18 protein-coding genes are annotated in these 20084 nt (G+C 70.3%); 7 read left to right on the top strand and 11 right to left on the bottom strand.

The window, feature by feature from the left end:
• Nucleotides 1-3 precede the first annotated feature (3 nt).
• Genes BLP38_RS12515 through BLP38_RS12495 form a run of 5 tightly spaced genes read right to left on the bottom strand, consistent with a single transcriptional unit; the run spans nucleotide 4 to nucleotide 5636 of the window.
• A complete protein-coding gene (locus tag BLP38_RS12515) occupies nucleotides 4-1623 on the bottom strand; it encodes an AAA family ATPase (protein WP_091359851.1) in 1620 nt (539 codons plus the stop codon).
• A 29-nt stretch (nucleotides 1624-1652) separates the two neighbouring features.
• Complete coding sequence (locus tag BLP38_RS12510; RefSeq protein WP_231916504.1) at nucleotides 1653-2465, bottom strand: hypothetical protein; 813 nt, start codon at nucleotides 2463-2465, stop codon at nucleotides 1653-1655.
• A complete protein-coding gene (locus BLP38_RS12505; RefSeq protein WP_231916503.1) occupies nucleotides 2405-3199 on the bottom strand; it encodes a hypothetical protein in 795 nt (264 codons plus the stop codon). The genes BLP38_RS12510 and BLP38_RS12505 overlap by 61 nt, the downstream gene beginning before the upstream one ends.
• Nucleotides 3200-3236: 37 nt before the next feature.
• Nucleotides 3237-4346: a lactonase family protein gene (locus BLP38_RS12500; RefSeq protein ID WP_091358225.1), complete on the bottom strand. Its 1110-nt coding sequence runs from the start codon at nucleotides 4344-4346 to the stop codon at nucleotides 3237-3239.
• 3 nt (nucleotides 4347-4349) lie between these two features.
• Nucleotides 4350-5636, bottom strand: a complete 1287-nt coding sequence (locus BLP38_RS12495) for an adenylosuccinate synthase (protein WP_091358222.1) — start codon at nucleotides 5634-5636, stop codon at nucleotides 4350-4352.
• A gap of 105 nt (nucleotides 5637-5741) precedes the next feature.
• On the opposite strand from BLP38_RS12495, the gene BLP38_RS12490 reads away from it, so the two are divergent.
• The 3 genes from BLP38_RS12490 to BLP38_RS12480 are packed head-to-tail and all read left to right on the top strand — an operon-like array spanning nucleotide 5742 to nucleotide 7755.
• Nucleotides 5742-6080 carry a PadR family transcriptional regulator gene (locus BLP38_RS12490; protein ID WP_091358220.1) on the top strand — a complete coding sequence of 113 codons (339 nt, stop codon included), beginning with the start codon at nucleotides 5742-5744 and terminating at the stop codon, nucleotides 6078-6080.
• Nucleotides 6077-7018, top strand: coding sequence for a hypothetical protein (locus tag BLP38_RS12485; RefSeq protein WP_091358217.1), 942 nt, complete (start codon nucleotides 6077-6079; stop codon nucleotides 7016-7018). The genes BLP38_RS12490 and BLP38_RS12485 overlap by 4 nt, the downstream gene beginning before the upstream one ends.
• Before the next feature lie 29 nt (nucleotides 7019-7047).
• Nucleotides 7048-7755 carry a Pr6Pr family membrane protein gene (locus tag BLP38_RS12480; RefSeq protein WP_231916502.1) on the top strand — a complete coding sequence of 236 codons (708 nt, stop codon included), beginning with the start codon at nucleotides 7048-7050 and terminating at the stop codon, nucleotides 7753-7755.
• On the opposite strand, the gene BLP38_RS12475 is transcribed toward BLP38_RS12480, so the two are convergent.
• The 6 genes from BLP38_RS12475 to BLP38_RS12450 form a co-directional block, all read right to left on the bottom strand.
• The gene (locus BLP38_RS12475; RefSeq protein ID WP_091358212.1) at nucleotides 7745-8761 is read right to left on the bottom strand and encodes a LacI family DNA-binding transcriptional regulator; all 1017 of its coding nucleotides are present in this window, start codon (nucleotides 8759-8761) and stop codon (nucleotides 7745-7747) included. The two genes, BLP38_RS12480 and BLP38_RS12475, sit on opposite strands and share 11 nt — an antisense overlap.
• Complete coding sequence (locus BLP38_RS12470) at nucleotides 8758-10281, bottom strand: sugar ABC transporter ATP-binding protein (protein ID WP_091358208.1); 1524 nt, start codon at nucleotides 10279-10281, stop codon at nucleotides 8758-8760. The genes BLP38_RS12475 and BLP38_RS12470 overlap by 4 nt, the downstream gene beginning before the upstream one ends.
• 37 nt (nucleotides 10282-10318) lie before the next feature.
• The gene (locus BLP38_RS12465; protein WP_091358204.1) at nucleotides 10319-11347 is read right to left on the bottom strand and encodes an ABC transporter permease subunit; all 1029 of its coding nucleotides are present in this window, start codon (nucleotides 11345-11347) and stop codon (nucleotides 10319-10321) included.
• Nucleotides 11344-12393 (bottom strand): ABC transporter permease, encoded by a 1050-nt coding sequence (locus tag BLP38_RS12460; protein ID WP_091358200.1) that lies wholly within the window; start codon nucleotides 12391-12393, stop codon nucleotides 11344-11346. Before BLP38_RS12460 ends, BLP38_RS12465 begins: the two co-directional genes overlap by 4 nt.
• Nucleotides 12390-13982: a sugar ABC transporter ATP-binding protein gene (locus BLP38_RS12455; RefSeq protein ID WP_091358196.1), complete on the bottom strand. Its 1593-nt coding sequence runs from the start codon at nucleotides 13980-13982 to the stop codon at nucleotides 12390-12392. Before BLP38_RS12455 ends, BLP38_RS12460 begins: the two co-directional genes overlap by 4 nt.
• Before the next feature lie 94 nt (nucleotides 13983-14076).
• Complete coding sequence (locus BLP38_RS12450; protein WP_091358193.1) at nucleotides 14077-15060, bottom strand: ABC transporter substrate-binding protein; 984 nt, start codon at nucleotides 15058-15060, stop codon at nucleotides 14077-14079.
• 342 nt (nucleotides 15061-15402) lie between these two features.
• On the opposite strand from BLP38_RS12450, the gene argG reads away from it, so the two are divergent.
• Genes argG through BLP38_RS12430 form a run of 4 tightly spaced genes read left to right on the top strand, consistent with a single transcriptional unit; the run spans nucleotide 15403 to nucleotide 20084 of the window.
• Nucleotides 15403-16833 (top strand): argininosuccinate synthase, encoded by a 1431-nt coding sequence (gene argG / locus BLP38_RS12445; protein WP_091358189.1) that lies wholly within the window; start codon nucleotides 15403-15405, stop codon nucleotides 16831-16833.
• Nucleotides 16834-16885: 52 nt separating this feature from the next.
• Complete coding sequence (locus tag BLP38_RS12440) at nucleotides 16886-17497, top strand: TetR/AcrR family transcriptional regulator (RefSeq protein ID WP_091358186.1); 612 nt, start codon at nucleotides 16886-16888, stop codon at nucleotides 17495-17497.
• Nucleotides 17494-18192: a hypothetical protein gene (locus BLP38_RS14350; RefSeq protein WP_091358183.1), complete on the top strand. Its 699-nt coding sequence runs from the start codon at nucleotides 17494-17496 to the stop codon at nucleotides 18190-18192. Before BLP38_RS12440 ends, BLP38_RS14350 begins: the two co-directional genes overlap by 4 nt.
• Nucleotides 18189-20084 carry a YhgE/Pip domain-containing protein gene (locus BLP38_RS12430; protein WP_091358179.1) on the top strand — a complete coding sequence of 632 codons (1896 nt, stop codon included), beginning with the start codon at nucleotides 18189-18191 and terminating at the stop codon, nucleotides 20082-20084. The genes BLP38_RS14350 and BLP38_RS12430 overlap by 4 nt, the downstream gene beginning before the upstream one ends.

Raw genomic sequence — 20084 nt, 5'->3', positions numbered from 1 at the left:
CAATCAGTAGTCCACGGTACGTCCGCCGCGGCGCGAGGAGAGGGGCCCGTGGCTCTCGGGCGCGATGCCGACGGCGTCGAGGGCGTCGAGGTCCTCCGTCCCCGTCGCACCGACCGCACGCTGGGCGGCCCACGCGCGTATCCGCTGGACCTCCTCGGCCTGCGTGACGGCGAGGGGGATCATCGACTCGACGACCCGCGTGACCACATCCGTCGTGATCGTCTTGCGGCCGCTGAACCCCTCGTAGAGGGCGGCGACCACGGCTTGCTCGATCTCGGCGCCCGAGTGGTTCTCGCTCGCGGCGACGAGGGCCGACACGGCGGCGGGATCGCCGGCGACGTTGGCGAGACCGTTCGCCTCGGAGGCGTGGGCCGCGAGCTGCAGCGTCCAGATGGCCTCGCGCTCGACGGTCGTCGGCAGGTCGACGAAGAAGATCTCGTCGAAACGCCCCTTGCGCATGAACTCCGGCGGCAGGGCGTCGATGTTGTTGGCGGTCGCGACGACGAAGACGGGGTGCTTCTTCTCCTGCATCCAGGTGAGGAACGTGCCGAACACGCGCGCCGTGGTCCCCGAGTCGCCCTGCCCCGTGGTGTTCGAGAAACCCTTCTCGATCTCGTCGACCCACAGGATGCAAGGGGCCACGGCCTCGGCGGTCGCGATGGCCGTTCGCAGGTTCTGCTCGCTCGACCCGACGAGCCCCGAGAAGATGCGGCCGATGTCCAGTCGCAGGAGAGGAAGACCCCAGGACGCGGCCGTCGCTTTCGCGGTCATCGACTTGCCGCAGCCGGGCACGCCCGTGATCAGCACGCCCTTCGGGGAGGGCAGCCCGTATTCGTGGGCGCTGGGCAGCCACGACCCATTGCGGCGCTCGAGCCAGCGCTTGAGGTTGGTGAGGCCGCCGACGTCGTCGAGGTCGAGGTCACCCGTGATGAACTCGAGCACACCGGACTTGCGCACCACCTGGCGCTTCTCATGGAGGACCACGCGGATGTCGTCGCCGGTGAGGGTGCCGTCGTTGACCATCGCCTGCGCGAACGCGTTCTCGGCTTCGGCCATCGTGAGACCGAGGGCGGCCTGGACGAGCGCCTCGCGCGCCGCGTCGTCCGCGTCGACGCGGATCTCGCCGGCGTTGTTGGTGATCATCGTGTCGAGCAGCTCGCGGATCTCCGCCGCGGTCGGCAGGGGGAAGTCGAACAGGTGGGTGAGCTCGTCGAGCTCGGGCGGGATCACCCGCACCGGCGCCGTGATGACGAGCGTGCGCGACACGTCGCCGTGGCGGAACTCGAGCGCCGTCTCGCGCACCGTCCGCACGATCGCCGGGTCACCGGGACGGTGCTCGCTGCCGAAGTACGCGTGCAGGTCGCAGAAGATGAAGACGCTCGGGTCACTCACCCCCGCCGCGTGCTGCAGCGCCCGTGCCGGATTCGTCGTGTTGGACACGCTCTTGCCGTCCGGATCGATGAGTCCCAGGGCGGACGTCCACGTCCACACGCGGCGGCGGTTGCGCTGGGCGTGCGCGGCATCCGTGATCGCGGACACCGCCCGGACCTCCTCCGCGGTCTCGAGGTACAGCAGCGGCAGGCGTGCCTTGAAGGCCGCGTCCAGCGTGGCGTCGAAGGTCACGTCGTTTCCCTTTCGTGTGGAGGTCATGGTCAGTCGGATGCGGGTTCGTCGAGTCGGATCGTCCACGTCCCCGATCCGTCGTCGGAGTCGACGCGGAAGACGACCCGATCGCTCGGCGGCCAAGACGATCTCGTGTCGACGTCGTCGAATCCCTGCGCGACGTCGGTGGCGGCCTCGCCGGGGTAGAGGGCTTCGACTCCGAAGAAGCCATCGCCCCGGTAGACGAAGCGTCCGCTCAGGGCCTCGCCGTCGTAGACGAGGAGGGCGGGTCCCTCGCCCGTCACCGTCCTGCCTTCGACGGGCGTCGGCGTCTTCCGAGTGACCGTCGCCCGCCAATCCGTCAACCGAGGGGCGAACCAGAGACGACTCGCGTGATCGCCGGCCACGAAGGTGAGCGGCCGCGACCCGGTCACGAGCCCGATGTACGTCGGCCGGTCCTCGGTGGCGCTGACGTCGACGTCGGTCTGCTGATGGACGTTGACGTAGTCCTGCTGGCCCTGGGTGAGCGGGCCGATGACCCAGACGTCGTCGCCCGCCGGGAGATCGAGGTACCCGCTGCCCGCCGTCCCGATCAGCGTGTCGCCGTCGAGGCGGACCTCCCGCGCTGCGGGGTCCGACCACGGACGGTACTCGTACTCGTTCGGGTCGGTCAGCAGCAGATCTCCCGTCGCGGGGTTGATGCCCACGAACGGCACGACGATGAACGCCACGACGACCGCGACGACCGACCCCGCGAGGAAGGTGATCGTCGAGAACCGCCGGATCCGGGCATCCGCCGCCGTCATGGCGTCTCCGTCGGCGTCGGCGTGGATGCGGCGTCGGTCGGAAACTCGATCCGCCACGAGGTGTCGTGCCAGGACTCGACGTAGAACAGGACGAGGGGCGCGTCCCGCCAGGCGATCGAGCGGTCGAACGGTGACTCCTCGAAGAGCGGCTGCTCGCTGCCGTGCGCGGTGACGACCTGGATCACGAGGTCGTCACCGCCTCGCGCGCTCACGCGCGCCGTCGTCGCGCCGCCGTCGTGGGTGAACATGAGGGTCTGCGAGCTCGAGAGGACATCGTCGGCCCGCAGGCCCCGGTCGAAGCGCAGCGACGCCTCCCAGGTCTCGTCGCGGGGACCGTCGACCCACAACTCGACGTCGGGCTGGTCGACGAGGACGACGATCTTTCCGTCCCAGAGCGTCGAGAAGCGCGGCGGCTCTCCGCCCTCACCCTCCGTGACGATGCGGCCGTCCGCACCCGTGACCCAGACGGCGTTGAGGCGGGTGCCCTCCGCGGGGGTGAGGACGATCGGCGTGTCGACGTCGAGACCAGTCAGCCGGATCACGGCGCCGTCCGGGCCCCGATAGGTGTCGGCTTCCGGCTCGTCTGCGACGGTGGGGTCGGGATTCGTCCAGGGCGACAGAGCATGGTCGCCGCCGCCGCCTATCGCCCGCACCTCGAAATCGCCGGCGTCCGCGTATCCGAGAGCGATCAGCCCTGCGATCACCAGGCCGACGGTGGTGATCAGCACGGTGAAGCTGTTGACGCTCGGCCCCGCGGACCTGCCCGCCGTCATCCGTCCGCCCGCGCTCATGAACCCCTCCGACCCGTCACGTTACCGAGCCGCCGGATCAGGCTGGGAAGGCTAGGAGCGCCGTCGGTGACGGTGCTATTGTCCGATGCCGCACGCGGCCCGGGACCCCGGTGCGCTCGTCGATCGCGAGCGAGACGATCTCGTCCGCCTGCTGACCGGCGACCACGACGGTGTCCCGAGCGACGACGTGGTGACGCGGCCAGATCGTGCCGGACTCGGCGAGCGCGATCGGCTGCAGTGTCTCGCCGCCACCGCGCACTCTCACCGTCGCGAGGGTGTCGCTCCCCCGCAGGCCCGCATAGAGGAAGACGCCGTCGCGCGACATCGCGAGCTCCGCCCCGGCATCGCCCGGGTACGCGCCCAGCTGCGCACCGCCGACGAGCCGCCACGTACCCGATGCGTCGGCGGCCAAGGCGAAGACCTCGCCGGAGTGCTCGGTCACGACGTAGAGATGCCCGCTCGGGTGTGCACGCAGGTGGCGGGGCCCCGTGCCCGCCGGCAGCTCGAGCCGCTGGATCTCACGACCGCTGCGCCAGAAACGCACGAGGTCGAGGCCGGTGTCGGTCGTCGCGATGAGTCCGCCGGGGAGGGATGCCGCCTGGTGGGCGCGCGAGGGACGCGTCGACGCCACGACCTCGGACTCGTCGTCGTCGGCGTGCGGCACGAAGTCCGCGTACTCCTCGCCGACGACGGCGCGCAGGGCCCGCGCCGCCGAGGCGAGATCGGATGCCGGGGCTCCCTCGGCGACGGCCGCCCAGCGCCGCGCGGCGCCGGGGCGCCCGTCGGCGTTCAGCGCGACCCTCACGACGCCGCCGTCGCCGTAGCACGACACGATCAGCGCGTCCTCGAGCGCGAGCACGTGGCACGGGCTCTCGCCGACGGCGACCTCCGCGCCGAGCGGCACGAACGTGGTGTCGCCGGTCCGACGGTACGCGCGCACACTGCCGCGCCCCTCGAGCACGGCGTAGACGACGTCGAGAGACGGATGCCGCGCGACCCATGACGGCGATTCGGCCGCGACGACATCACGGCCGACACCGAGCGGACCGCTTGCGAGCGGCGAGTCGGGGCCACCGGCATCCAGCAGTCCGATGCCCGTCGCCGACCCGCCCATGTCGGCGGAGTACCCGCCGAGCAGGAACCGCACCGGTCAGTCGAGCAGGTCGTGGCGCACGATGACCGCGTCGCGCGCGGGGCCGACGCCGATCACCGAGATGCGCGTGCCGCTCATCTTCTCGAGCGCGAGGACGTAGTCCTGCGCGGTCTGCGGCAGGTCCTCGAACGTGCGCGCAGTGGAGATGTCCTCGTCCCAGCCGGGGAAGTTCTCGAGGATCGGCGTCGCGTGGTGGAAGTCGGTCTGGTTGACCGGCACCTCGTCGAACCGCTGCCCGTCGACGTCGTAGGCGACGCAGACGGGGATCTCCTTGAGACCGGTGAGGATGTCGAGCTTCGTGAGCACGAGGTCGGTGATGCCGTTGATCCGCGTCGCGTAGCGCGTGATCGGGGCGTCGTACCAGCCGACGCGGCGCGGCCGGCCGGTCGTCGTGCCGAACTCGAAACCGCGCGAGCGCAGGAAATCGCCGCTCTCGTCGAAGAGCTCCGTCGGGAACGGACCCGAGCCGACGCGGGTCGTGTACGCCTTCACGATGCCGACGATGCGGTCGAGGCGGTTCGGGCCGACACCCGATCCGGTCGAGGCGCCGCCCGCCGTCGCGGACGACGACGTGACGAACGGGTACGTGCCGTGGTCGATGTCGAGCATCGTGGCCTGGCCGCCCTCGAAGACGACGACGTCACCGGCATCCAGCGCATTGCTGAGCATGAGTCCGGTGTCGGCGACCATCGGGCGCAGGCGCTCGGCGTAGGAGAGCAGATCCTCGACGACCTCGTCGACCGTGATGGCGCGGCGGTTGAAGACCTTCACCAGCAGGTGGTTCTTCTGATCGAGTGCACCCTCGACCTTCTGCCGCAGGATGTTCTCGTCGAAGAGGTCCTGCACGCGGATGCCGGTGCGGTTGATCTTGTCGGCGTACGTCGGTCCGATGCCGCGACCGGTCGTGCCGATCATCTTCTTGCCGAGGAAGCGCTCGGTCACCTTGTCGAGCGTGCGGTGGTACTGCGTGATGATGTGCGCGCTCGCGCTGACCTTGAGCCGCGAGACGTCGAGGCCGCGGGCCTGCAGCGCGCCGAGCTCGGCGAAGAGCACCTCGAGGTCGATGACGACGCCGTTGCCGATGACGGCGTTGACGCCGGGCGACAGGATGCCGCTGGGCAGCAGGTGCAGGGCGTACTTCTCGTCGCCGATCACCACGGTGTGGCCGGCGTTGTTGCCGCCGTTGAACTTGACGACCCAGTCGGTGCGCTCGCCCAGGAGGTCGGTGGCTTTACCCTTGCCCTCGTCTCCCCATTGAACTCCGACGATCACGATGCCTGGCATGGGCTCTCCCCCGTTATCGGACGGTTACACCCCATCCTATCGGGCCGGGTGAGACGTGCCGACGGAGGGTGGCGGATACTCTGTCCGTCAGAGTATGGTCGGCGCATGACCCGGGAGATGCGGGAACCCACGTTCCTCATGCTGACGGCTCTCGCCGACGGCCCCAAGCACGGCTACGCCCTCATCGAGGAGGTCGACCGTGTCTCACGCGGACACGTGCGCCTCAAGGTCGCGACCCTGTACGCCGCGCTCGATCGCCTCGAGAAGGAGGGCACGATCCGCATCGCCCGCGAGGAGCGGGTGCAGGGTCGCGTGCGCCGGTACGTGGAACTCACCCCCGACGGCGTGGGCCTTCTCGCCGAGGAGGTCGCCCGGCGCGAGGTCACCGTGGCCGAGGCCCGGCGGCGCCTCGCTCTGCGCCCCGCGCTCGGAGGTGCCCTGTGACCACGGTCGACGACACCCCCTGGCGCCGCGCGCTCCGCGCGTACCCCTCCTCGTGGCGCGACCGGCACGGCGAGGCCATGCTCGGGACCCTGCTCGACGAAGCCGAGGCGCAGGGACGGGACGAACCCTCGCGCGGCGAGCGCATCGCGCTGATGCGCAGCGGCCTCGCGGTCCGCATCCTGGGGTGGATGCCGCAGCCCGCCCGCGAGGCCGTCGCCACCGCATCCGCGGCCACCGGATTCGCCCTCGCCATGGTGTTCGCCGTCTTCAGCGGGTTCGAGGTACGGATGGACTGGCGCCTTCCCCCCGAAGGTCAGAACCCCGACCTGCAGGCGAGTCCGGGACTCATCGCCGCGGGCCTGTGGGCGATCGCGTTCGTCCTGATCCTCTGCGGCGCCGCACGGGCGGCGCGCCTTGCGCTCGCGGCCGCCGTCGCGGGCGCCGTTGGAGCGCTCGTCTACGCGCAGATCGATCCGCTGGCCGGCCCCCGCGCGATCGTGACGGTGACGCTCACGGTCCTCGCGCTGCTCGCCCTGCTGGCCCCGGTGCGCGCCCGCCTTGCGGCAGGCGTGACGGCAGCGGTGACGACCGGCATCCTCCTCTTCTTCCACCTCTCCTTCGAGGTGCCGCCCGGCAGCCCGTCGGATGCGATCTGGACCCGGGTCCTCACGGCGGAGTTCACCGGCTTCCTGGCGGGTGCCGTCTGGGTGCTCGCCCTCCTCACGGCGATCGTGCGCGCTCGCACCGTCGCCCGTCTCGTCGCCGCCGTCGCGGGTGTCTGGACGATCGTCTGGCTGATCCGCCTCACGATGTGGGACGTCGCGACCGGGATGCTGGGGCTCGCGGTTGTCGTCGCGGTCGGCGCCGTCGGGGTCGGGATCTTCCGCGCGGGGGCCCGATGGGGGCACGGAACCCACCCGCGGGAAGGCGCTGCCTGACACGGCTCGCAGCGCGCTAGGGTTCGGTCATGCGTACCCGAACGTGGCCGACAGTGTGGTCGGTCCTCCGGCTGATCGCGGCCGCTCTCATGATGTCCGCCGTCGTCACGCAGTTCGTGACGACGGTCCGGACCGCGATCGCGAACGATCGCGACGTCACGACGACGATCGCGAACTTCTTCAGCTTCTTCACGATCCTCTCCAACATCGTCGGGGTGCTGGCACTGCTCGCTGCGGTCATCTGGTTCTGGATGCGGCCGTCTCACGAGGAGCGCGAACCGGCCGGCGTCGCGCTCGGCCTCGCCGCGGCGACGACATACCTCTTCATCACCGGCGTCGTCTACAACCTGCTCCTCCGGGGCTTCCCGACATCCGACGACCACGTCGCCTGGGCGAACGAGATCGTGCACGTCGTCGCGCCGCTGTTCCTGCTGCTCGACCTCGTCGTCGCACCCACCCGCAGAGCCCTCCCCTGGCGCGCGGTCGTCGCGATCCTCGCCGTCCCGATCCTCTGGATCGGCTACACCCTCGTGCGCGGACCTCTCGTGATCGACCCGACGGACGGTGTGGCGTTCTGGTACCCGTACCCGTTCCTCGACCCGAACGGCGTAGCCGGCTGGGGCGGTGTCGGCGCCTACATCGTCGGGATCGCGACCGCCTTCGTGGTCATCGGCGCGCTCGTCGTCTGGGTCGGGCGCCTGCGCACGCGGTCGACGCGCGTCCCCGTCACGGCCTGACGGCGACGGAGGACTCGCGCACGATCAGGTGCGTGGGCAGCGGTGTGTCCTCGGTGAGGGCGTCGGGTTCCTCGACCGCGAGGAGGACCTTCTGCATCATCAGCTCGCCGAGCGCGCGGAAGTCCTGCCGCACCGTCGTGAGCGGCGGCGACAGGTAGGCGGCCTCGGGAACGTCGTCGAATCCGACGACCGCGACGTCGTCAGGGACGCGGAGGCCGCGCCCGCGGAGAGCCGACAGCAGACCGATCGCCATGTGGTCGTTGCCCGCGAACACGGCGTCGCCGGGCTCGAGATCCAGGCCGCGGCCGATCTCGGCTCCGCTGGCCGCCGTCCAGTCGCCGTGGATCGGCTCGACGACCGCGAGCTGGTGCGCCCCGAGCTCATCGCGCCACCCGCGGATGCGCTCGACGGCGTCGGGATTCCGGGCGGGGCCGGCGATGTGGAGGATGCGGCGGTGCCCCCGCTCCGCGAGGTGGCGTACCGCCGAACGGGCGCCGCGGTACTGATCGATCGACACGAGCTGGCGGTTCCGGCGCTGGGTCGCGGCAGCGGCGACCATCGGCACGCCGAGGTCGAGCCCGCGGACGACCTCGAGCACGCCGAGGTCGTTCACGACGATCACGATGGCGTCGACCCGCTGACGGAGCAGGCCCTCGACGACCGAGCGGATGCTGGCGGCATCCGTGTCCGCAGCCGTCACGGAGTCGACCGAGTACCGCTCGACGCGCGCCGCGACGTTGAAGTGCATCGCGACAGACGTGGGCCCGAAGTCCGCCGTGCCCGGCGTGATCAGCCCGATCGTCCGGGTGCGCTTGGTGACGAGCGCGCGGGCGGCGGGCGACGGGCTGTAGCGCAGCTGCGCCATCGCCTGCTCGACGCGGGCGCGGGTGGCCGGGCGGACGTTCGGCAGATCGTTGAGCACGCGCGACACGGTCTGGTGCGAGACGCCCGCCAGGCGCGCGACGTCGAAGATGTTGGCGGACTTCGCGCCGCGCTCGTCGCTCACGACTCGTCCTCGGGACGCGCGACGAGCGCCAGCAGCGAATCCACCGTGAGCGAATCGGCGGGAATCGTGTCGACGAGGCGTCCGCCGCGCATGATCGCGATCCGGTTCGAGACCCGCAGCACCTCTTCGAGCTCGGCCGAGATGAACAGCACCGAGAGGCCGTTGTCGGCGAGGTCGGCGACGAGCCGCTGGATCTCGACCTTCGCGCCGACGTCGATGCCGCGCGTCGGCTCGTCGAGCACCAGCACCCGCGGCGACAGCGCGAGCAGGCGGGCGAGCAGCACCTTCTGCTGGTTGCCGCCCGACAGCGTCCCTGCCGGCCGGTCCGGGTCGGCGGGGCGGATGTCGAGCGCCTCGATCCAACTCATCGCGAGCTCCCGACGGCGCGCGTTGCCGAGCCGGTGCAGAATGCCGCGATCGGCCTGCAGCGCGAGCGTGATGTTGTCCTGCACGCTGAGCTCGCCGATGATGCCCTCGGTACGGCGGTTCTCGGACGAGTAGACGACGCCCCGACCGATCGCCCGGCGCGGGGTCGGCAGGTGGGCGGGAGCACCGCGCACCTCGAGCTCGCCGGCATCCGGTCGGTCCACACCCGTGAGCGCACGCGCCAGTTCGCTCCGCCCCGAGCCGAGCAGCCCCGCGAGTCCGACGACCTCTCCCTCGCCGATCGACAGAGTCGCCTCGGTGAGGCCCGTCCCCGAGGCGAGGCCCCGTCCGGCGAGCGCGATCGGGACGGATGCCGCGGCATCCTCCCTCTGATGGACGTCCATCTCGTCGGCCCCGCGACCCAGCATCTTCTCGACGAGATCGATGCGCAGGAGCTCGGCCGGCACGTACTCGCCGATCAGACGCCCGCCGCGGAGGACCGTGATGCGATCGCAGATCTCGTAGACCTGGTCGAGGAAGTGCGAGACGAACAGCACCGCGACGCCGCGGGAGGTCAGCTCGCGGATGACCCGGAAGAGTTCGGCGACCTCATCCAGGTCGAGGCTCGAGGTCGGCTCGTCGAGCACGACGACGCGCGCGTCGACCGAGATCGCGCGCGCGATCGCGACGAGTTGCTGAACGGCGAGCGAATGCCGCGACAGGCGCGTGCGCGGGTCGATGTCGAGCCCGAGCCCCTCGAGGATCTCGGCCGCCCGGCGGTGGGTCTCGCGCCAGTCGATCGCTCCGAAGCGGCGGCTCTCGCGACCCAGGAGCACGTTCTCACCGACCGACAGGTTCGGGAGCAGGTCGATCTCCTGATAGACCGCGCTGATCCCGGCGGCGAGGGCATCGGCGGGCGAAGCGAAGTGCACCGGCTCTCCGCCGACGCGGATCGTCCCGGCATCCGGTCGGAGCGCACCAGTGATCGCCTTGATGAGCGTCGACTTGCCGGCGCCGTTCTCGCCCATGAGCGAGTGGACCTCGCCCGGCAGCAGCCGGAAGTCGACCGCGTCGAGCACGGTCTCGGCGCCGAAGCGGACGGTCGCGCCGGTCACGTGCACGACCGGCGCGACCGCTGCTTCGCGCGCATCCATACGGACCATCATGCCCGCGGTGAGCCTCCCCCGAGGTTCACCGCGTCGTTCGCGCGGTCCGCGCGACCAGCAGACGCTGCACGACGACGAAGACGAGCAGCAGCGCGCCGATCGTGATGCGCGTCCAGGACTGGTCGACGCCGAGGAACGAGATCGCCGTCTTGATGGTGCCGTAGACGAACACGCCGATCATCGAGCCGAGCACGAACCCGCTGCCGCCCGTCAGCAGCGTGCCGCCGATCACCACCGCGGCGATGGTGTCGAGCTCGGTCCCGATGCCGTTCAGCGGGTACGACGCTCCGGTGTACGCCGTGAACACGACGCCCGCGAGCCCCGCGCACACCCCGCTGATGACGTAGGCGAGCAGCTTCGTCCGCACGACCGGCAGACCCATGAGCCGCGCCGACTGCTCGTTGCCGCCGATCGCGTAGATCGTCCGGCCGAACCGCGTGAACTGCAGGATCAGGATGCCGACGACCACCACGACGAGCGCGAGGATGCCGGTCGGGGTGATGTAGAAGCTGCCGGGGCCACCCTGCATGCGGGTCGACTGGAGCCACAGGATCGCCGGCTCCTCGACGCGGATCGAGGACAGGCTCACCATGAACGCGAGCCCGCGAGCTGCGAACATCGCCGCGAGCGATGCGATGAACGGCTGCACCCCGAAGTACTGCACGAGCACCCCGACGAACAGGCCCATGAGCGCCCCGAGGACCAGCATGACCGGGATGACGAGAGCCACCGGCATCCCCTGGCTCAGCATGCTGGCACCCAGCATCCCGGTGAACGCCATGACCGCGCCGACCGAGAGGTCGATGCCGCCGGTGAGGATGACGAAGGTCATGCCGACCGCGAGGATCAGCAGGTACGCGTTGTCGAGCAGGAGCGCCGACAGCACGCGGGGGGTGACGAAGTTGCCGAAGTAGGCCTGCGCTCCGACGAGCATCGCGATGAGGATCACGACGGCGGCGAACACGGGCACCCATGAGGCGTGCCGGCTGCGGAAGCGCTGGATCGTGTCGGCGAACCCGCCGGTGCGACCGAAGTCTGCGGTGACGGCGCTCACGAGGCCACCTCCGCGGTGCGACGGCCGCCGCCTCGGACGGCATCGACCCCCTTCGCGAACAGCGACCGCGTCCGCGGCGACTGCACGAGGACCACGATCACCACGACGATCGCGAGGAACAGCGGGCTGACCGCCGGCGGAACGCCGAGGAAGGTGATCGTCGACTTGAGCGTCTGGATCGTGAAGACGCCGACGACGGTGCCCGCAATCGTGAACTTGCCGCCCATGAGGCTCGTGCCGCCGAGGACGACGGCGAGGATCGCGTCGAGCTCGATGTAGAGACCCGCTGCGTTGGCGTCGGCCGCCATGATGTTCGACGAATAGAGGATGCCGGCGAACCCGGCCAGCAGACCGCTCGCCGCGTACGCGCCCCAGATGATGCCGCGCGAGCGCACACCCGCGAGGCGACTGGCCTCGGGGTTGATGCCGACGGCCTCGGTGAGGACGCCGAGGGCGGTCCGGCGCTGCAGCACGGCGACGATGACGATCGCGATGACCGAGACGTAGAAGGCGAACGGCAAGCCCACGAGGTAGCCCTGCGCCATGAAGCGGTAGGGCGCGCTCGTGATGGTCGTGATGAAGCCGCCCGTGATGAGCAGGGCGACGCCGCGACCGGCGAGCATGAGGACGAGGGTCGCGATGATCGGCTGGACGCCGACGACCGCCACGAGGAAGCCGTTCCACACACCGAGCAGCAGCGCCACGAAGACGGCGAGCGCGATCGCGATGAGCACGGTCGACAGGTCCTCGGGAGCGGGCGAGGCCGAGATGTAGGTGAGCGCGACGGCACCCGAGACCGCCATGATCGCGCCGACCGAGAGGTCGATGCCGCGCGTCGCGATGACGAGCGTCATGCCCAGCGCCACCAGCATGAGCGGTGCGCTGTTGCGCAGGATGTCGATCAGCGGGCCGTACAGCTGACCGTTCTGCACCGTGATCGAGATGAAGGAGGGACGCGCGATCGTGTTGACGATCACGAGCACGAGCAGTGCCGCGATCGGCCAGACGAGGCGGTGCGCCAGGAAGCGCTTCAGGGTCGGGTTCATGCCGCTGTCTCCGGGTTGAGGCGAGACGACGTCGTCTCGCCGGACTCTTGCGCGATGAGGGCGACCAGATCGTCGACCGTCACGTCGGCGGCGTCCAGTTCGCCGATCTTAGAACGGTCGCGCAGCACCACGATGCGCTGGGCGATGCGGACCACCTCCTCGAGCTCCGAGGAGATGAAGACGACCGAGAGGCCCTCGGCCGCGAGCTCGGCGACCTTGCGCTGGATGTCGGCCTTCGCGCCGACGTCGATGCCGCGCGTGGGCTCGTCGAGGATGATCAGCTGCGGCGCCGTGGCGAGCCACCGGGCGAGCAGCACCTTCTGCTGGTTGCCGCCCGAGAGGTTGCGCACGAGCGCGTTCGGGTCGGCAGGGCGGACGCCGAGCGCCGAGATGTACTCCGAGACGATGGCGTCGCGCTCGGCCTTGCCGATGGGACGCATCGCGCCGCGCTTGGCCTGGATGCCGAGCACGATGTTCTCGGCGACGGTGAGGTCTGCGATGATCCCCTCGGCGCGACGGTCCTCGCTCGAGAAGGCGATGCGCTTGTCGATCGCGTTCCGCGGGGTCGTGATGCGCGCGGCATCCCCCCGCACCTCGTGCGTACCGGCATCGGCGCGGTCCGCGCCGTAGACGAGACGGACGAGCTCGCTGCGGCCTGAGCCCAGCAGGCCGGCGATGCCGACGACCTCGCCCTCGTAGACCTCCATGTCGACGGGTTCGATGACGTTCTTGCGACCGAGCCCCGCGACGCGGAGCACCGGCGTCGCGCCGCGGTCGATCTCGCGCTCGGACGTGCGGGACAGCGCCTCGAGCTCATCGAGCTGACGGCCGATCATCTTGGCGATGAGCTCGCCGCGCGGCAGCTCGGCCGGCAGGTACTCCCCCACCAGCTGACCGTTGCGCAGGACCGTCAGGCGATCGGAGATCTCGTAGACCTGATCGAGGAAGTGCGTGACGAAGAGGATGGCGACGCCGCGGTCGCGAAGGCCGCGCACGACCGTGAACAGCTGCTCGACTTCGCTGCGGTCGAGGCTGGAGGTCGGCTCGTCGAGGACGAGCACGCGGGCGTCGGCGACCGTCGCGCGGCTGATGGCGACGAGCTGCTGCACGGCGATGGAGTGCGACGAGAGCGCGGACCGCGGATCGATGTCGAGCCCGAGGGCGGCGAGATGACGCGTCGCCTCGCGGTGGGTCGCACGCCAGTCGATGAAGCCGGTGCGCCGCACCTCGCGGCCGAGCATGACGTTCTCACCGACCGACAGGTTCGTGCAGAGGTTGACCTCCTGGTACACCGTGGAGATCCCGGATGCCTCTGCGTCGGCGGTCGAGCGGAAGACGCGCTGCTCGCCGGCGACCTCGATCGTCCCGCCGTTGATGGCGTAGACGCCCGTGAGCGCTTTGATGAGCGTCGATTTTCCGGCGCCGTTCTCGCCCATGAGGGTGTGCACCTCGCCGGCGCGGAGGGTCAGATCGACCCGGTCCAGCGCGAGCACGCCGGGGAACCGGATGGTGACGTCCCGCATCCGCACGATCTCGTCGTGCTGCGGAACGGTGGCCGGGGATTCCGGCGTGGCTGCGACATCGACCATGGGGCGCGCCTTTCCGTGATGACCGCCGGGGACCGGAATCCGGTCCCCGGCGGTGGTTCGGTGATCCGAGCGGATCGTGAGGGGTGGCGACCGATCAGTACGGGCGGGAGTCCAGGACCTCGGCGGCCTGCTCCTGCGTGAACGACTGGTCCTCGACGATCGTGCGCTTCTCGACGGTCTTGCCGTCGACGACGGACTTCACGAGCTCGGCGGCCTTCTCGCCCAGGAGCGGGTTGCACTCCACGATGAAGTTGAATTCGCCGCCCGCGAGGGCGGTCATGCCGTCCTTCACCGCGTCGATCGTGACGATCTGGATGTCCTTGCCGGGGGTCAGTCCCGCCGCCTTGATGGCGTCGAGTGCACCCAGACCCATGTCGTCGTTGTGCGCGAACAGCACGTTGATGTCCTTGCCGTACTTCTGGAGGTAGCCCTCCATGACCTTCTTGCCGCCGTCGCGGGTGAAGTCACCCGTCTGCGAGTCCATCACCTTGACGTCCGTGCCCTCGATGGCCTCGTTGAAGCCCGTGGCGCGGTCGAGTGCGGCCGACGAGCCGGTCGTGCCCTCGAGGACGACGAGGTTCGCGCCCTTGCCGTCGAAGTTCTCCTTGACCCACTCGCCGGCGGTGCGACCCTCCTGCTCGAAGTCGAGGCCGACCCACGAGGCGTAGAGGTCGTCACTGGCCGAGACCGTGCGGTCTTCGAGGATGACCGGGATGCCGGCATCCTTCGCTTCCTTCAGGACGTCGTCCCAGCCGTCGACCGTGATCGGGGCGATGACGATGGCGTCGACGCCCTGGTTGATGAAGTTGCGGACGGCGGAGATCTGCGCCTCCTGCTTGTTGTCCGCTGCGTTGAACGTCAGCTTGAACCCGTTCTCCTCCGAGAACGCCTTCTTCATCGACTCGGTGTTGGCTGCGCGCCACCCGGACTCGGAGCCGGTCTGTGCGAACCCGACCGTGATCAGGTCGCCGCCGCCACCGTTGCCACCCGCGCCGGGTGCGCCGTTGCCCGCGCATCCGGTGACGACGAGTGCCAGTGCCCCCAGCATGGCCGCTGCTGCGAAAGCAGTCTTCTTCATCCCAAAACCTCCTTGTTCGGGTCCGGCTCACCGCCGGTGTTCCGGGCCGCCATGGCTTCCGGTTGCTCGAATGTTAGCCTTCACATTTTGCTCCGCGCTAGATTGTGAGCGGTAACATTTGCGTAACGCGGCGGATGAGTGGGTGTCACCTCTCGAGGTGGGGAATGGCCCGTTCTGCACAATGTGAGCATTCACATACGGCGCACCGAGCCGCCGAGCGGAGATCCTCACCGACATGCCGCGGCCCGGCATCCATTCCCCCGCGTGTCGCCCGGATCTCCGCCGCACCGCCCGCGCGTAACCGCGCCGGGGCCGGACCGCCCCCTCGATAGGATGGGGACCATGTCGAAGGTCCTTCAGTCCCTGCCCGTCGGCGAGCGCGTCGGCATCGCCTTCTCGGGGGGTCTCGACACCTCGGTCGCCGTCGCCTGGATGCGCGACAAGGGCGCCGTCCCCTTCACCTACACCGGCGACCTCGGCCAGTACGACGAGGACGACATCGCGTCGATCCCGGGTCGCGCGCTGCAGTACGGCGCCGAGGGATCCCGCCTCATCGACTGCAAGCCGATGATGGTCGAGGAGGGTCTCGTCGCCCTGTCGTGCGGCGCGTTCCACATCCGCTCGGGCGGACGCACCTACTTCAACACGACCCCGATCGGCCGGGCCGTCACCGGCACGATGCTCGTCCGCGCCATGAAGGAGGACGGCGTCGACATCTGGGGTGACGGCTCCACTTACAAAGGCAACGACATCGAGCGGTTCTACCGCTACGGCCTGCTCGCGAATCCTGCGCTCCGCATCTACAAGCCGTGGCTGGATGCCGACTTCGTCACCGAGCTCGGCGGCCGCACCGAGATGAGCGAATGGCTCGTGGCGCACGGGTTCCCGTATCGCGACTCGGTCGAGAAGGCGTACTCGACCGACGCGAACATCTGGGGCGCGACCCACGAGGCCAAGACCCTCGAGCACCTCGACGTCTCGCTCGAGATCGTCGAGCCCATCATGGGCGTCCGCTTCTGGGACCCGGCCGTCGAGATCGAGACCGAGGACGTGTCGGTCACCTTCGAGGCGGGACGCCCCGTCGCGATCAACGGCGTCGAGTACTCGGATGCCGTGGGCCTGGTCATGGCGGCGAACGAGATCGGCGGGCGCCACGGCCTCGGCATGAGCGACCAGATCGAGAACCGCATCATCGAGGCGAAGTCCCGCGGCGTCTACGAGGCGCCGGGTATGGCGCTGCTGTTCATCGCGTACGAGCGCCTGGTCAACGGCATCCTCAACGAGGACACCCTCGCCACCTACCACGAGCAGGGCCGTCGCCTCGGTCGCCTCATGTACGAGGGTCGCTGGCTCGAGCCGCAATCCTTCATGCTGCGCGAGTCGATCCAGCGCTGGGTGGGCTCCGCGATCAGCGGCACCGTGACCCTGCGTCTGCGCCGCGGCGAGGACTACACGATCCTGAACACCGAGAGCCGCAACCTGTCGTACTCCCCCGAGAAGCTCTCGATGGAGCGCGTCGGTGACGCCGCCTTCGGTCCGACCGATCGCATCGGTCAGCTGACGATGCGCAACCTCGACATCGCCGACTCGCGCGCCCGCCTCGAGCACTTCGTGTCGCTCGGCATGATCGGCGGCGCGACCGCCGACCTGGTCGGCGAGCTCGAGCAGGGCGGCGCCGACGCCATCACCGGCAACTCCGGTGAGATCGACGAGCTGGCGGGTGCGATCGACGAGGCGGGGGACTCGGCATCCTTCGACTTCGGCGCCGACTGAGAGCTCGCTGAATTAAGTTGCACACGATTGTGCAACTTCGTATGATCGTGGCGTGACCACGACTGCATCGCCGCGTCGTCCGAGAAAGGATGCCGCGGCGAACCGCGCGGACATCCTCGCGGCGGCAGCGGCCACCATCGCCCGAGACCCCCACGCTCCGATCGACGCCATCGCGCGCGCCGCCGGGCTCAGCCGTCGCGCGCTCTACGGGCACTTCGACGACCGCGACACGCTGCTGCGCGCCATGATCCTGGGCGGCGCCGAGCGCTTCAACGCGCTGGCCGGCGACGTCGATGACAGCGGCCCCGCGCCCGTCGCCCTCGCCCGTCTCGCCCTCGCGCTGTGGGATGGCGCCGCCGACGTGCAGTTCGCCGCGACCGTGGCCCTCGACGACTCGCACATCGAGGAGACCGCGGCGGTGCTCACCCCGGTCCGCCGGCGGGTCCTCGCGATCGTGACCCGGGGACGCGACGAGGGCACGATCCGCACCGACATGCCCGCTGCGACCGTCGCGCGCCTGATCGAAGAGGCCGCGCGCACCGTCATCACCCGGCTCGACACCGCCCGGCCCGAAGCCGCGTCGGTCGCCGTCCGGGCGATCCTCGGCGTCGCCGGCCTCGGCTGGCGGGAGGCCGACGAGGTGCTCGAAGGAGCCCGCGCGTGAAGATCGTGCTCGACGACGTCTCGAAGGGTCGCGCCGGCGGCATCCTTCCCGCGACGGACGCCACGTTCGCGTCGGGTCGCGTCACCCTCACCACCGCCGAGACAGAACAGCGCCCGTCGGTGCTCGGTCTCATCGCCAGCGGACGCATGCGAGCCGACACCGGCACCGTCACGATCGACGGCCGCCGCAGCCCCCGCCGGCTGAGGAAGGTCGTCGCCCTCGTCGACGCCCCCGATGTCAACGACCCGGCGCCCGACGTCGCCGTCGTCGGCGTCGTCGAAGAGGAGCTCATGTTCGCCGGGCGGCGCGCCGATCCGCTCTCGGCCCGCCGTTGGCTCGACGAGCACGGCTGGCGACCGCTCGCACGCACACCCATCGGGCAGCTCGACGCCGACGACCGCATCCGGATGCTGCTCGAACTCGCCGCCCTCCGACGCGGCATCGAGGCGCTCGTCCTCGTCTCGCCCGACCGTCACGGGGGCGATCCCCGGCACTGGCAGCGCATCGCCAAGGACTTCGCCGCACGCGGCTTCGCCGTCCTCGTCATTGCCGGCACGGCCGCCGCCACGGCCCTCGAGGCTGAGCCCCCCGCCCGCCAGGGTCGTGTCGGCCGGCCCCGCCTCCGGGCGACCTCGGCCCTGCGCTCCCGGCGCCGTGCCCTCACCGACTCTTCGACCGAAGGCATCCTCTCGTGAAGATCCCCGCTCTGTTCGCGGCCGAGCTGCGCCGCCTCACCTCGACCCGCATGCGGGTCATCGCCCTCATCGCCCTGATCCTCGTGCCGGTCCTCTACGGCGGCCTGTACCTGTGGGCGAACCAGGACCCGTACGGCAACCTGTCGGAGGTGCCCGTTGCCCTCGTCGTGCAGGACGAAGGGGCCACCCTCAACGGCGCCGACCGCAACCTGGGCGACGAGGTCGCCGACTCGCTGCTCGAGGACGGCAGCTTCGACTGGCACGAAGTGGATGCCGCCGGCGCCCGACGCGGCCTCGATGACGGCTCGTTCGATTTCGCCGTCACGCTCCCCGCCGACTTCACCTCATCCGTCGCGTCCATCTCGTCGAAAGACCCTCGGCAGGCCGAGATCGACCTGACCACAAATGACGCCAACAATTACCTCGCCTCGACGATCGGCAGTCAGGCGGTCTCGCGGATCCGCACGACGGTCACGGAGAAAGTGGTCCGTGAAGCCGGGCTCACGATGCTCGATGCGCTCAACACCGTGCGGGTGAAGCTCCTCGATGCGGCCGACGGGGCCGGTCAGCTGACCGACGGACTCGCGAGCGCCGGTGACGGTGCCGACACGCTCGCCGACGGCGCCGCCACCCTCGCGGACGGGACGGCGAAGCTCCGGACCGGTGCCGATTCACTGGCGTCGGGCATCGACACGCTGTCCGACGGACTCCAGTCCCTGACCTCGGGCGCTGAGCAGGTCTCGGGCGGCACGGCGAAATTCCGGAGCATCGCCGACCGCGTCGGCTCCGCCGCGGACCGGGCCGCGTCCGCCGTTCCGTCGCTGCATGACGACCTCACGGCACGGTTGCAGAAGCAGGGACTCGACGCCACCCAGATCGCGCAGGTGCTCGACGTCGTCGACCCGATCGGCACCCGCGTCGCCGACCTCGACACGCGCGTGCAGCAGGCCGTCGCGCAGATCGACGCCCTCGATGCCGGCGCCGCCCAGGTCGCCGACGGCAGCGCGAAGCTCGCGTCGGGGGCCGCCACGGCCGCGACCGGCGCCCACACCCTCGCCGACGGGGTTGCGAGCGCCGACGCCGGTGCGCACAAGCTCGACGAGGGATCCCACACGCTGGCCTCCGGCATCCACACCCTCGACGAGGGCGCCACAAAGCTCCGCGACGGCCTGCGGGACGGTGCGCAGCAGCTCCCCGACGACAGCGCCGACACGCGCAAGGCGCAGGCGTCGACCCTCTCGGACCCGGTCGGCATCTCCGAGGCGTCCGTCACCCAGGCGCAGAACTACGGCGCGGGCCTCGCGCCGTTCTTCGCCGCCCTCGCCGGCTGGATCGGCATCTACGCCCTGTTCCTGATCGTGAAGCCGATCTCGAAGCGCGCCGTCACGGCGCTCCGCTCCCCCATCCGCGTCACCCTCGCGGGGTGGCTCACGCCGGCCGCCCTCGGCGCGGTGCAGATGGTGTCGCTGTTCGGCGTGCTCTCGATCGCGCTGGGGTTCTCGTTCACGCATCCGCTGCCGACCCTCGGCATCCTGCTGCTCGCATCGGCGACGTTCGCGGCGATCATCCTCGCCCTCAACGTCTGGCTGGGGTCGGTGGGGCAGTTCGTCGGACTCGTCCTCATGGTGCTGCAGCTCGTCACCGCGGGCGGCACGTTCCCGTGGCAGACGCTTCCGGCACCGCTGGCCGCGCTGCACCACGTCCTGCCGATGGGGTACGTCGTCGACGCGATGCGGCAGGTCATGTACGGCGGTGTGGCCGGGCGCGCCTGGACGGATGCCGCGGTCCTCGCGACCTGGCTGGTCGGCGCCCTGGTGGTCGCGGTCGCGGGCGTCACGCGGATGACGTTCCGCCGGACGATGCGGGACCTGCAGCCGAGCCTGATCGGCTGA

Origin of the sequence: Microbacterium sp. LKL04, assembly GCF_900102005.1 — a bacterium.
Taxonomy (GTDB): Bacteria; Actinomycetota; Actinomycetes; order Actinomycetales; family Microbacteriaceae; genus Microbacterium.
Note: the sequence above shows the minus strand (reverse complement) of the source record. Positions and strands in the feature narration are given on the sequence as shown.